Origin of the sequence: Streptomyces sp. NBC_00009 (genome assembly GCF_045040855.1) — a bacterium.
Classification (GTDB): domain Bacteria; phylum Actinomycetota; class Actinomycetes; order Streptomycetales; family Streptomycetaceae; genus Streptomyces; species Streptomyces aureus.
This window is the reverse complement of the sequence record NZ_CP108312.1, coordinates 2,389,126-2,402,135: the sequence shown is the minus strand read 5'-3', so window position 1 is coordinate 2,402,135 and position 13,010 is coordinate 2,389,126. Positions and strand designations below refer to the sequence as shown.

The following is a 13,010-nucleotide window of genomic DNA, read 5'->3' as shown; positions in this document are numbered from 1 at the left end:
GAGTGCATGACGACGGGAACGGACCAGGGCGGCGCCGCCGCCGAGGAGGCTGCCAGGACGGTCGAGGAGCGCTGGGCCAACTTCCACCGCTACGGCCCGTACGGCCTGCTCTGCGTCGGCATCGTCCTGTCCGTCGCCACGGCCGACGTCGTCGGCATGGACCGGACGGACTGGTACGTCTTCGTCCCCCTGTCCGCCGCCGCGGTTGCCCTCCAGCTGTGGTGGGGCCGGGCGATGCGCACCCGGCCGGGCCCGTCCCCCGCAGGCGTCTTCTACTACTGGGTCCGCTGGGCGATCGCCTTCGTCGGCTCCCTGATCAACCCGTTCTACGTGTTCTACGCGGCCTGCGGCTACTTCGATGTCGAGCGGCTGCTGCCGCGCCGCCAGGTCAGGCCGGGCCTGTTCGCCGCGATCGTCGTCGTGGCGGGTTCCCAGGCCGGCGGTCTGCCGCCGGACAACTCGCTCGGCTGGGTCCTGTTCGGCGGACTGCTGGCCGTCAACTCCGTACTGGTCGGGTTCATGGGCCACATCAACAACAAGGAGAAGGAACAGGCCCGCATCCAGATCGAGACCATCGCCGAACTGGAACGCACGAACACCGCGCTCCAGCAGGCCCTCGACGAGAACGCGCAGCTTCACTCCCAACTCCTCGTCCAGGCACGGGAAGCGGGCGTCGCCGACGAGCGCCGCCGGCTCGCCGCCGAGATCCACGACACCATCGCGCAGGGCCTGACCGGGATCATCGCCCAGCTCCAGGTCGTCGCGGGCACCACCGACCCGGAACAGGCCCGCCAGCACCTCGACCGCGCCGCCGACCTCGCCCGGCACAGTCTCGGCGAGGCCCGTCGCTCCGTGCACAACCTCTCCCCGGCGGCTCTGGAGGACTCCTCGCTCCCGGAGGCGCTGAAGAAGACCGTCACCGAGTGGTCCCGGCGCACCGGCGTACGTGCCGAGTTCACCGTCACCGGCACCACCGAGCAGCTGCACGACGAGATCGAGGCGACCCTCCTGCGCATCGCCGAGGAGGCCCTGTCGAACGCGGCCCGGCACGCCCACGCCGGACGGCTCGGCGTCACGCTCTCCTACATGGCGGGCGAGGTCACCCTCGACGTGCGCGACGACGGCCGCGGCTTCGACCCCCTGGAGCTGCCCGCCCGCACCGGCACCGGCGGGTTCGGCCTCGACGGGATGCGGGCCAGGGCCGAACGCATCGCGGGCGCACTGACGGTGGAGTCGGAGCCCGGCGGCGGCACGGCCGTCTCGGCTCGCGTACCGTTGGTCCGCCATGACCAGTGACTCCGCCATGCCCCATGACTCCGCGATCTCCCTGCTGATCGTCGACGACCACCCCGTCGTACGGGACGGCCTGCGCGGCATGTTCGAGTCGGCCGACGACTTCACGGTCCTCGGCGAGGCGTCGAACGGCGTCGAGGCCGTCGAACTGACCGCCCGCCTCGACCCGGACGTCGTCCTCATGGACCTGCGCATGCCCGGCGGGAACGGCGTCGACGCCATCAAGGAACTCACCCGCCGCGGTGCCCGCTCCCGCGTCCTCGTCCTCACGACGTACGACACGGACTCGGACACGCTGCCCGCGATCGAGGCGGGCGCCACCGGCTACCTCCTCAAGGACGCCCCGCGCGAGGAGCTGTTCACGGCCGTACGCGCCGCCGCCGACGGCCGCACCGTGCTGTCGCCGGCGGTCGCCTCCCGCCTGGTCACCGCGGTGCGCACCCCGGCCGCCCCGGCCGACGAGCCCCTCTCGGCCCGCGAGCGCGAGGTCCTCGCCCTGGTCGCCAAGGGCACGTCGAACAAGGAGATCGCCCGCGTCCTGTTCATCAGCGAGGCGACGGTGAAGACCCATCTCACCCATGTCTACGGCAAGTTGGGCGTGAAGGACCGCGCGGCGGCGGTCGCCGTGGCGTACGACCGGAAGATCCTCGGCTAGGGCCGGTTCAGCCCTCCCCGTTGTCCGAGTGGAGCACCCGCAGCAGCAGGACCGTTCGCCCTGGCACGGTGATGACCGCCCCCGCCGCGTGCGTCACCGCCGGTGCGTCCTGCTGCTCCTCCAGTGACGTGTCCACCACGACCTCGTACGCCCGTGCCCACGGTCCGCCGGGCAGGACACAGCTCTCCGGCCGGTCCCCCGCGTGCAGGACCGCGAGGAAGCTGTCGTCCGTCACGGGCGCGCCCAGTGCGTCGCGGCCCGGGATGTCGCGCCCGGAGAGGTACATCCCGAGCGTGGCCGCGGGCGCGTACCAGTCCCGCTCCGTCATCTCCGTGCCGCCGGCCGTGAACCACGCGAGGTCCCGCAGCCCGTCCGCCGAGTGCGCGCGCCCCGAGAAGAACGCGCGCCGCCGCAGCACCGGATGTGCGTGCCGCAGCGCGATCAGCCGCGACGTGAGGTCGAACAGGGCCCGCCAGCCCGGCTCTTCGAGGAGCGACCAGTCCACCCAGCTGATCTCGTTGTCCTGGCAGTACGCGTTGTTGTTGCCGCGCTGCGTGCGCCCCAGCTCGTCACCGGCGACGAGCATCGGCACCCCGGTGGACAGCAGTAGCGTCGTCACGAGATTCCTCAACTGCCGTCTGCGCAGGGCGAGTACGCCCTCGTCCGCCGTCTCGCCCTCCGTGCCGCAGTTCCAGGCCCGGTTGTCGTCGGTGCCGTCGCGGTTGCCCTCGCCGTTGGCCTCGTTGTGCTTGCGGCCGTACGACACCAGGTCGCGCAGGGTGAACCCGTCGTGGGCGGTGACGAAGTTGACCGACGCGTACGGGCGGCGCCCGCCCCACGCGTACAGGTCGCTCGACCCGGACAGGCGGTAGCCCAGGTCCCGCACATCGGGCAGGGCGCCGCGCCAGAAGTCCCGTACGGCATTGCGGTAGCGGTCGTTCCACTCGGTCCACAGGGGCGGGAAGGCGCCGACCTGGTAGCCGCCCGAGCCCACGTCCCAGGGCTCCGCGATCAGTTTCACCCGCCGCAGGACCGGGTCCTGCGCGATCACCGCGAGGAACGGCGACAGCATGTCCACGTCGTGCATCGAGCGGGCGAGCGCCGCCGCCAGGTCGAAGCGGAAGCCGTCCACGCCCATCTCCGTCACCCAGTAGCGCAGGGAGTCGGTGAGCAGGCGCAGCACGTGCGGCTGCACGACGTGCAGGGTGTTGCCGCAGCCCGTGTAGTCCGCGTACCGGCGCGCGTCGTCCTGGAGGCGGTAGTAGCCGCGGTTGTCGATGCCCTTCAGAGACAGCGTCGGGCCGAGCTCGCCCGCCTCCGCCGTGTGGTTGTAGACCACGTCGAGGATGACCTCGATGCCGGCCTCGTGCAGCGCCCGCACCATCCGCTTGAACTCGCCGACCTGCTGCCCGCCCGTCCCCGACGCCGCGTACGCCGCGTGCGGGGCGAAGTAGCCGATGGAGTTGTAGCCCCAGTAGTTGCGCAGGCCCCGCCTGAGCAGGTGGTCCTCGTGGGCGAACTGGTGCACGGGAAGCAGCTCGACCGCCGTCACACCCAGCTTCACCAGATGCTCCACGGCCGCGGGATGCGCGAGCCCCGCGTACGTCCCCCGCAGTTCCCCGGGGATCCCCGGGTGCCGCTGGGTGAACCCCTTCACATGCAGCTCGTAGATCACCGAGTCCGCCCACGGCGTCTTCGGCCGCCGGTCGTCCGCCCACTCGTCGTCGGGTGCGTCGTCGTGCACGACCACCCCCTTGGGGACGTACGGGGCCGAGTCCCGGTCGTCGCGCACGGTGTCGGCCACATGCTGCTCGGGCCAGTCGCGCACATGGCCGTAGACCTCGGGCGGCAACACGAAGTCCCCGTCCACGGCCCGCGCGTACGGGTCGAGGAGCAGCTTCGCCGGGTTCCAGCGTGCGCCCGTCCACGGGTCCCAGCGGCCGTGCACCCGGAACCCGTACCGCTGCCCCGGCAGCACGTCCGGTACGAAGCCGTGCCAGATCTCGTGCGTCAGCTCGGTCAGCGGGGCGCGCCGCTCGCGGCCCGCGTCGTCGAAGAGGCAGAGGTCGACCGACTCCGCGCCGCCCGCCCAGAGCGCGAAGTTGGTGCCCGCCGTGCCGTCAGGACCGACCCGGAAGCGCGCGCCCAGCGGGGTCGGGGCGCCCGGCCACACCGGCTCGACGGGCGGCGGCCTCTCTCTCGTGCGGCGGACCTTCCGTCCGGTCGCGGAGCGCGCCTGCGGAAGCCCCGCGTGCCGTTCCACCAGGGCATCCTGTGGTGCCTCCTGCTCGGGTGCGCTCGCCACCTGTCATGCCTCCCGCGGCTCGGTCGGGCCGGCGCCACCGGCAGGGGAAGGGCGTGCGGCGTCCCGGCCGCGGCTCCCCGTCGCGTCGTCCTCCCCAGTGTTCTGCCCAGAGCTTGGGTCGCACTCACGTTTCCCCGGCGGGGTGACGGTCGTTGATCGGGTGTGAGAACAGCTGTGAGAAACGCAGGGGCCACGCTGGCCGCCGTACTGACCTGGGCGGTGGTGCTGACCGGAGTCACCGGATGCACCGCCGCGGAGGATCTGCTCGGCAAGCCGCGGTCCCCCGAGGAAGCAATCAAGGTCGTCCCGGGCGACGGGACCAAGAACGTACGGGCCGACCGGCAGATCGAGGTGAAGGTGCCGGACGGGCGCCTGCAATCGGTCAAGGTCGTGAAGCTCCAGGACGGGGAGGAGGTTCCGGTCCAGGGCCGGATCGACGAAGACGGCACGCGATGGCGGCCGACCGACGAACGGCAGCTCTCCCTCGCCGCCAAGTACACCGTGGACGTGGTCGCGCGCGACGAGGACGGTCACCGCTCGGCACGCCACACCACCTTCACGACGTCCGTCCCCGCCAAGCGGTTCGTCGGCTACGTCACGCCGGAGGACCGGTCCACCGTCGGCACCGGCATGATCGTTTCGCTCGAGTTCAACAGGGACATCGAGAACCGGGCCGCCGTCGAACGCGCCATCCACATCACGACGAAGCCCGCCGTGGAGGTCGCCCCGCACTGGTTCGGCAAGTCCCGCCTCGACTTCCGGCCGCGCGACTACTGGAAGCCGGGCACGGAGGTCACCGTCGACCTGGGGCTGCGCGACGTGCAGTCGGCCCCCGGTGTGTACGGCGTGCAGCACAAGAAGATCGCCTTCACCATCGGCCGCAGCCAGACCAGCCTGGTGGACGCGGACGAGGACACCATGGAGGTACGCCGCGACGGCGAACTCGTCGACACCATCCCCATCACCGCCGGGGCGGTCAAGACTCCCACGTACAACGGGAAGATGGTCGTCAGCGAGATGCTCGAGATGACCCGGATGGACAGCCGCACCGTCGGGTTCGGCGGCGAGTACAACGTCCCCGACGTGCCGCACGCCATCCGGCTGACGACATCCGGAACGTTCCTGCACGGCAACTACTGGACATCGGACGCCTTCGGTAACCGCAACATCAGCCACGGCTGCATCGGCCTTGCCGATGACAGGGGCGGCAGCTCGGATTCGCCCGCGGGTTGGTTCTTCGACCGCACCCTCGTCGGCGACGTCATCGAAGTGGTCAACAGCAAGGACAAGGTAGTCGCGCCCGACAACGGCCTCAGCGGCTGGAACATGAACTGGAAGGACTGGAAGGCGGGCGCTGCCAAGCACTGAGCCCCGCGGTCGGCCGACCCGGCCCATGCCTCACCCCACGCCCCGTCAAAGCCGGACCAGTTGGGACTGAACGGTGACATACCTGGGGATCCATAACTGCAGGTCGTGTGGTTATCTGTCGCAGTGCGCGCTAGGACGCGCTGGGGTGCGGGCCTGACCGGCCTTGCGCGAGGGGAGACGAGATCGTGAACGGGCGACGACCGATATCGGGGGCTCTGCTGGGGGCCGCTCTGCTGCTGGCCACGGCTTGCGGCGGAGGGGGCGGCGGCTCCGGTGCGGGGAGTGACGGCAAGGGCGGCGACTCGGGGAAGGCGGACACCAACAAGCCGTCCCAGGCCGTCGTCACCATCGCCCCGAAGGACGGCGCGGACGGCGTGGCCACCAGCGGAGACCTCCGGATCACCGCCGACAAGGGCAAGTTGACCGAGGTGAAGGTCGCCGACACCAAGGGCAACCCGGTCGAGGGAAAGATCGTGGACGGCGGTGCCGGCTGGACGCCCGCTCACCACCTGGCCGCCTCCACCAAGTACAAGGTGCACGCGGTCGCCAAGGACTCCGAGGGCCGCGCGTCCGCGAAGGACGTCGCGTTCACGACGCTGGTCCCGAAGAACACGTTCGTCGGCCAGTTCACGCCGGAGGACGGCTCGAAGGTCGGCGTCGGCATGCCGTTCTCGGTCCACTTCACACGGGGCATCACGCACCCGGAGGACGTGGAGAAGGCCATCGAGATCAAGACGGAGCCGTCCGTGCCGGTCGAGGGCCACTGGTTCGGCAACGACCGCCTCGACTTCCGCCCCGAGAAGTACTGGGCCGCGGGCACCAAGGTGACCGTCAAGCTCAACCTCGACGGCGTCGAGGGCCGGCCGGGCGTCTACGGCAAGCAGGCCAAGACCGTGAAGTTCACGATCGGCCGCAGCCAGGTCTCCACGGTCGACGCCAAGTCGCACATGATGACCGTGAAGCGCGACGGCAAGACGATCAAGAAGGTCCCGATCACCACGGGCAAGCCGGGCTACTCCACGTGGAACGGCCAGATGGTCATCAGCGAGAAGCTCACCGTGACCCGTATGAACGGCGAAACGGTGGGCTACGGCGGCGAGTACGACATCAAGGACGTGCCGCACGCGATGCGCCTGACGACGTCCGGCACGTTCATCCACGGCAACTACTGGGGCGGCGGCGCCTTCGGCAACTACAACGCCAGCCACGGCTGCGTGGGCCTGCGCGACGTGCGCGGCGGGTACGACAGCAAGGTGCCCGCGGCCTGGTTCTTCAACAGCTCGATGATCGGTGACGTCGTCGAGGTGAAGAACTCGCAGGACCGGACGGTGGCCCCGGACAACGGCTTCAACGGCTGGAACATGTCCTGGGAGAAGTGGAAGGCCTGACCCCCTTCCGTCCCTGAGCGAAGAGGCCCGGCGCACTGTGACCAAGTGCACCGGGCCTCTCCCGTTAACGCGCACTAACCTGCTGTCCATGACTGCCTACCTCGAAGTCGCCGAAGGCGTCGGCACGATCCGGCTCGACCGGCCGCCGATGAACGCTCTGGACATCGCCACCCAGGACCGCATCAAGGAGCTCGCCGAGGAGGCCTCGCGCCGCGACGACGTGCGCGCCGTGGTCGTCCGCGGCAGCGACAAGGCGTTCGCCGCGGGCGCGGACATCAAAGAGATGCAGGCCATGGACCACGCGGCCATGATCGTGCGCTCCCGCGCCCTGCAGGACTCGTTCACGGCCGTCGCGCGCATCCCCAAGCCGGTCGTCGCCGCGGTCACCGGCTACGCGCTCGGGGGCGGCTGCGAGCTCGCGCTGTGCGCCGACTTCCGCATCGCCGCCGACGACGCCCGGCTCGGCCAGCCCGAGATCCTGCTCGGCCTGATCCCCGGCGCGGGCGGCACGCAGCGCCTCGCGCGCCTGGTCGGCCCCTCCAAGGCGAAGGACCTCATCTTCACCGGCCGCCATGTGAAGGCCGAAGAGGCCCTCGCCATCGGCCTGGTGGACCGGGTCGTGCCCGCCGCAGAGGTCTACGAGCAGGCGCACGCCTGGGCCGCGAAGCTGGCGCAGGGGCCGGCGCTCGCGCTGCGCGCCGCGAAGGAGTCCATCGACGTGGGCCTGGAGACGGACATCGACACCGGTCTCGCCGTCGAGCGGAACTGGTTCGCGGGCCTGTTCGCCACCGAGGACCGCGAGCGCGGCATGCGGAGCTTCGTCGAAGAGGGCCCGGGCAAGGCCAAGTTCCTCTAGCCGGTGCGCCGGTGCGCCCGACGCCGGCACACGAGCTCGCAGACCGCGCGAGAAGCCCGTATCAACTTCCCCTGATCTACTTGCAGTTGACGGGATGTCTCACCGCTGTCCCTCGTTGGGGCGGTTTATCGCAGCCTTAAGGGAACCTTAAGGCCGTTGGGGTCGCCGAGGTCGGTGATCGGGTCGAATCGCGCGATCGTCGCAGCTCAGCAGGTATGCGGCAAGGGTCTAACTGCCAGGGTCATATGCCAAACCAGCCCCCCGGAATGGAAGGTTCCGGGGGGCTTATTCGGCAGGAACGGCCCCGGAGCGCGCTCTGGGCAGCCATGATGGGTGCATGGCGGGGCTGGAGGGTATCGAACAGCCGCGGAGGCACGGGAGTGCGACCGCGGCGCGCTGGTCGCCTGCGGTCGAGGACGAACGGGCTCTGAAAGCACTGGAGTTGTTCGGGAATCCGGCCGAGGCGGAGGTGCCGCTGCCGTCGCGGCCCGAGTCGGCGGCGACCGCGCGCAGGCTCGCCCAGGTGGTCGTCCTGCGGCACTGGGGGCTCTCCCCGAAGGTGACCGAGGACGTCGTGCTGCTCGTCTCCGAGCTCGTCGGCAACGCGGTGCGGCACACGGGGGCCAGGATCTTCGGGTTACGGATGGTCCGCAGGCGCGGCTGGATCAGGGTCGAGGTGCGGGATCCCTCGCGCGGCCTCCCCTGTCTGATGCCCGTCCATGAGCTCGACATCAGCGGGCGCGGACTCTGTCTGGTCGACAAGCTCTCCGACCGCTGGGGCGTGGACCTGCTGCCGCGCGGCAAGACCACCTGGTTCGAGATGCGGGTCGCCGACCGCTGAGTGCGGGTCCCGGCGGCAGCAGAGATGTCGGGGGCGTCCGGGGGTACACGAAAGCCCCCGTTTTCGCCTTGTGGGGCGCCGCGGGGGCTTTCGTGGAGCGCCGTGGATGGTGGGGGTGTTATCCACGGCCGCTGTCGACGACCGAGCCCGGGTCAATGGGGGTCGTGTTCCCGACTATGGCAGACCCCGGCCCGTGAGGCCAAATGAATCCTCGGTGACATGGGCCACGAGCCTGGCAAATGAAGATTTATTAATGACCCCGTCCAGTAATTGTTAAGACTCTCGGGTCGGTAAGTCCCTTTTGTGCCGTATTGGCCTTCAATGTGACAGGTGACCACGACCGACCGCCGCGGAGCCCTCCGCTTCGGCGCCGGACTCACCGCCGCCGCCCTCACCACCGGCTGCTCCACCACGCCCCGCGACCCGGTGGCCGCAGGGCACTCCGCGAGCCCGGCCCACTCCGCGAGCCCGGCCCACCCCGCGCGCGCCGCCCCGGCGGCCCCGGGCCCCCGCCGCTTCCCCGGGCAGCCCGCCCAGATCGACCACGGCCCCCGCAACCGCCCCCGCGTCGCCCTCACCTTCCACGGCCAGGGCGACCCGGCGATCGCGTACGCGCTCCTCAAGGAGGCCGAACGTGCCCACGCCAGGGTGACGGTCCTGGCCGTGGGCACCTGGCTCGACGAGCACCCCGCCGTGGCCCGGCGCATCCTCGACGGCGGCCACGACCTGGGCAACCACACCCTGAACCACCGTGACATCAACGCGATGTCCGAGGCCGAGGCGCGAGCGGAGATCACCGGCTGCGCGGACCGCATCCGCCGGCTCACCGGCTCCATCGGCACCTGGTTCCGGCCCTCGCGCACCCAGCGGGCGACCCCGCTCGTCGAGCGTCTGGCCGCCGCCGCCGGCTACCCGCACGTCCTGTCGTACGACGTCGACTCCCTCGACTTCACCTCGCCGGGTGCCGCCGCGGTGACCCGCAAGGTCACCTCGGAGATCCGCGATGGCTCGGTCGTGAGCCTGCACTTCGGTTACGCGGACACGGTCGCCGCGCTGCCCGCCCTCCTGGAAGCCCTCGACCGCCGCGGACTTGCCGCGGTGACCACCACGGAGCTGCTGACATGACACCGCGCCGCACCCGCGCCACCGCAAGTCTCATCGCCGCCACCACCGTCCTCGCGGCCCTCGCGGGCTGCGGCGCCGAGCCCAAGCCGCACCGGGCCACCGAAGCGCTCGGTACGCACGGCGTGAAGGCCGTCGAGCCGAAGCCGAAGCCGAAGCCGGTCGTACAGGGCCTGCCCGGCATGCCGCCCGTCCTCGACCCCAAGGACCTCTACGCCGCCGACCGCCCCAACAAGCTGTCGCCGGTCGTCAAGGACTTCCCGTCCCGCGTCTACGTGCCCAACACCGAGTCCGACACCGTCTCCGTCATCGACCCCAAGACGTACAAGGTCATCGAGACGATCGACGTCGGCAGGCAGCCGCAGCACGTCGTGCCGTCCTGGGACATGAAGACGCTGTGGGTCAACAACGACAAGGGCAACACGCTCACGCCCATCGACCCGAAGACCGGCAGGGCCGGCAAGACGGTGGACGTGCACGACCCGTACAACCTCTACTTCACGCCCGACGGCAAGTACTCCATCGTGATGGCCTCGCTCGACCGTGAACTGGTCTTCCGCGACGCGCACACCATGAAGACGCTCAAGACCGTGCCCGTCAGCTGCTACGGCGTCAATCATGCCGACTTCTCGGCCGACGGCCGGTACTTCATCGTCTCCTGCGAGTTCAGCGGCGAACTCCTCAAGGTCGACACCGCGAAGATGAAGGTCGTCGGCCAGGAGCGGCTGCCGTTCAAGGGTGCGATGCCGCAGGACGTCAAGATCTCCCCGGACGGCAAGACGTTCTACATCGCCGACATGATGGCCAACGGCATGTGGGTCCTGGACGGCAAGAACTTCACCACCCCCAAGCTCCTGCCCACCGGCAAGGGCGCCCACGGGCTCTACGTCAGCCGGGACTCCCGCGAGATGTACATCTCCAACCGCGGCGAGGGCACCATCTCCATCTTCGACTTCGCGAAGAACAAGCTGACCAAGAAGTGGACGCTGCCCGACGGCGGCAGCCCCGACATGGGAGGCGTCTCCTCCGACGGCAAGATCCTCTGGCTGTCCGGCCGCTACGACTCCGAGGTGTACGCCATCGACACGCGTACGGGGAAGCAGATCGCCCGCATCCCCGTCGGGGACGGCCCGCACGGCCTGGCCGTGTACCCGCAGCCCGGCCGCTACTCGCTCGGGCACACCGGCATCTTCCGCTAGGGCCTCTCGTCCGGATCAGGCCGGGCCGCTACCGGGGTGCCGTGAAAAGCGCCTCAGCGCCGACGGGACGGTAACCGGCCGCTTGGAACGCCCGCACACTGCGGGCGTTCCCGGGGGACTGCTGGGACCACACCGGTCCGCCGTCCGGGACCAGATGCCGGGCGGACACCGCGAGGAGGCGGCCGAGGCCCCGGTGGCGCGCCTCCTCGTCGACCTCGATGGCCGTCTCCCAGCGGCCCGCGACGCCGCGCCCGAGGACCAGCACCCCGCCGTCCGCCGCCCACATCCGCACGTCGTCGCGGCGCAGCCGCGCCCGCACCACCCGCGGATGGTCCGGGTCCGCGATCTCCTTCAGGGTCACCGGCGGCCCGCCCGGCAGCGCCGGAGCCACCGTGAGCAGGTCCGTCGTGTCATGACGGCGCCCGGTCCGCTCCATGAGCGCGCCGAGGAACCGCGGATTCATCGTCGCCGCCAGCGGATCGCAGTCCAGGCCGCGCAACGTCTCGTGCACCCACCCCGGGTCCTCGTCCGTGAACACCACCGAGTGGGCGGTGAAGGACAGCACGCCCGCATCCCGGTGATCCGCCTGCGGCACCACCGTCGTGCCCCCGTCCGGCGGAGGGAAGACCCCTCGCGCCGCGGCGTCCAGAATGTTCCGCACACTGTCCGGCATGGCGTTCCCCTCGGCTCGCTTGAGTCTCCACCCACTGGAAGGCCCAGACTCCTCAACATGATCGACGACGGCCCGCGGCTGCTCACCATCGGGCAGCTGTCCCGGCGCACCGGCCTGTCGGTGCGCACCATCCGCTACTGGTCCGACGTGGGCGCCCTGCCGCCCGTCGGACGCAGCTCGGGCGGCTACCGCCTGTACGACGCACAGTCCCTCGCCCGGCTCGAACTCATCCGCACCCTACGGGAGTTGGGCCTCGGCCTGGACGACGTACGCAGCGTGGTGGACGGGGAGTCGGACATCGCGTCCGTGGCCGCCGCGCACGTGGCGGCACTGGATGCGCAGATCCGCTCGCTGCGGCTGAACCGGGCCGTCCTTTCGACCGTCGCGAAGAGGAACTCGAGCGCAGAGGAGATGGCCCTGATGAACAAGCTGGCGCGGCTGAGCGCCGCCGAGCGCAAGCACATCATCGACGACTTCATGGAGCAGACCTTCGGCGGCCTGGACGCCGCCGACCCGGACATCCGCACCCGGATGCGGGTCATGGTCCCCGACCTGCCGGACGACCCGACGGCCGAGCAGGTCGACGCGTGGGTGGAGCTGGCCGAGCTGATGCAGGACCCGGACTTCCGGGCGCACATGCGCAGCATGATCGAGTTCAACGCCGCCGACCGGGGGCCCGACGTGCCGCCGGGCAGCTCGCTGTGGTTCATGAGCCGCCTGGTGCAGCTCGCCGGGGAGGCACGGGAGCGTGGCGTCGAGCCCGAGTCGCCCGAGGCGGAGGAGGTGCTGCGGGGGCTGCTCGGCGCCGGCGCCGACCTGGCCGCCGTACTGGAGCGCATGGAGGCCGCGGCCAACCACGACGTGGCCCGTTTCCGTGACCTGGTGTCCCTGGTGCGGGGCCTGGAGACGCTGCCCCGGCACAACGAGGAGTTCGCGTGGGTGGTCGCCGCACTGCGCGCTCGTACAGCCGGTTAATCTGACCCCCGTCAGTGTTACAGCAAGAAGGGGTGGACCCGGTGGCGGACATCGAGGAAGCACGCAAGGCGTTCCAGCGGTTCGACGTGGACGGCGACGGCTTCATCACAGCGGCCGAGTACAAGAGCGCGATGGCTCAGATGGGCGACTTCAACGTCACCGAGTCGGTCGCCGAGGCGCTCATCGCCCGGCAGGACGCCAACGGGGACAAGGTCCTCTCGTTCGACGAGTTCTGGGCGAACCTGAACAAGGCCTGAGCGCTGCGACCCCAGCCACGTCCGCGAGTCCCGGTGCCCGAGGTGCCGGGACTCGCGGACGCTTCGCTGCTCACCCTC

Annotated in this window: 12 protein-coding genes; 10 read left to right on the top strand and 2 right to left on the bottom strand. The window is 70.4% G+C overall.

What is annotated here, in order from left to right; genetic code table 11:
- Positions 1-6 precede the first annotated feature (6 nt).
- Both OHA58_RS10565 and OHA58_RS10560 read left to right on the top strand, forming a co-directional pair.
- The gene (locus OHA58_RS10565) at positions 7-1,296 is read left to right on the top strand and encodes a sensor histidine kinase (RefSeq protein ID WP_405478481.1); all 1,290 of its coding nucleotides are present in this window, start codon (positions 7-9) and stop codon (positions 1,294-1,296) included.
- A 7-nt stretch (positions 1,297-1,303) separates the two neighbouring features.
- Positions 1,304-1,948: a response regulator gene (locus OHA58_RS10560; protein ID WP_405484891.1), complete on the top strand. Its 645-nt coding sequence runs from the start codon at positions 1,304-1,306 to the stop codon at positions 1,946-1,948.
- Positions 1,949-1,955: 7 nt separating this feature from the next.
- On the opposite strand, the gene glgX is transcribed toward OHA58_RS10560, so the two are convergent.
- A complete protein-coding gene (gene glgX, locus OHA58_RS10555; RefSeq protein ID WP_405478480.1) occupies positions 1,956-4,253 on the bottom strand; it encodes a glycogen debranching protein GlgX in 2,298 nt (765 codons plus the stop codon).
- A gap of 174 nt (positions 4,254-4,427) precedes the next feature.
- On the opposite strand from glgX, the gene OHA58_RS10550 reads away from it, so the two are divergent.
- The 6 genes from OHA58_RS10550 to OHA58_RS10525 all read left to right on the top strand — a co-directional run bounded on the left by OHA58_RS10550 (position 4,428) and on the right by OHA58_RS10525 (position 11,027).
- Entirely contained in the window at positions 4,428-5,621 is a 1,194-nt protein-coding gene (locus OHA58_RS10550; protein ID WP_405478479.1) for an Ig-like domain-containing protein, read from the top strand.
- Between the two features lie 185 nt (positions 5,622-5,806).
- Entirely contained in the window at positions 5,807-7,009 is a 1,203-nt protein-coding gene (locus OHA58_RS10545; protein WP_405478478.1) for an Ig-like domain-containing protein, read from the top strand.
- Between the two features lie 88 nt (positions 7,010-7,097).
- The gene (locus OHA58_RS10540; protein WP_116509701.1) at positions 7,098-7,865 is read left to right on the top strand and encodes an enoyl-CoA hydratase/isomerase family protein; all 768 of its coding nucleotides are present in this window, start codon (positions 7,098-7,100) and stop codon (positions 7,863-7,865) included.
- Positions 7,866-8,097: 232 nt separating this feature from the next.
- Positions 8,098-8,706, top strand: a complete 609-nt coding sequence (locus tag OHA58_RS10535; protein WP_405484889.1) for an ATP-binding protein — start codon at positions 8,098-8,100, stop codon at positions 8,704-8,706.
- Between the two features lie 330 nt (positions 8,707-9,036).
- Positions 9,037-9,831, top strand: coding sequence for a polysaccharide deacetylase family protein (locus tag OHA58_RS10530; RefSeq protein WP_405478477.1), 795 nt, complete (start codon positions 9,037-9,039; stop codon positions 9,829-9,831).
- Positions 9,828-11,027 carry a hypothetical protein gene (locus OHA58_RS10525; RefSeq protein ID WP_405478476.1) on the top strand — a complete coding sequence of 400 codons (1,200 nt, stop codon included), beginning with the start codon at positions 9,828-9,830 and terminating at the stop codon, positions 11,025-11,027. Before OHA58_RS10530 ends, OHA58_RS10525 begins: the two co-directional genes overlap by 4 nt.
- A gap of 28 nt (positions 11,028-11,055) precedes the next feature.
- Here OHA58_RS10525 and OHA58_RS10520 read toward each other — a convergent pair whose 3' ends face one another.
- Positions 11,056-11,700, bottom strand: coding sequence for a GNAT family N-acetyltransferase (locus OHA58_RS10520; protein ID WP_405478475.1), 645 nt, complete (start codon positions 11,698-11,700; stop codon positions 11,056-11,058).
- A 57-nt stretch (positions 11,701-11,757) separates the two neighbouring features.
- Between OHA58_RS10520 and OHA58_RS10515 the strand changes: the two genes are divergently transcribed.
- Both OHA58_RS10515 and OHA58_RS10510 read left to right on the top strand, forming a co-directional pair.
- Positions 11,758-12,675, top strand: coding sequence for a MerR family transcriptional regulator (locus OHA58_RS10515; protein ID WP_405478474.1), 918 nt, complete (start codon positions 11,758-11,760; stop codon positions 12,673-12,675).
- 41 nt (positions 12,676-12,716) lie between these two features.
- Entirely contained in the window at positions 12,717-12,932 is a 216-nt protein-coding gene (locus OHA58_RS10510; protein WP_405478473.1) for an EF-hand domain-containing protein, read from the top strand.
- Positions 12,933-13,010 lie beyond the last annotated feature (78 nt).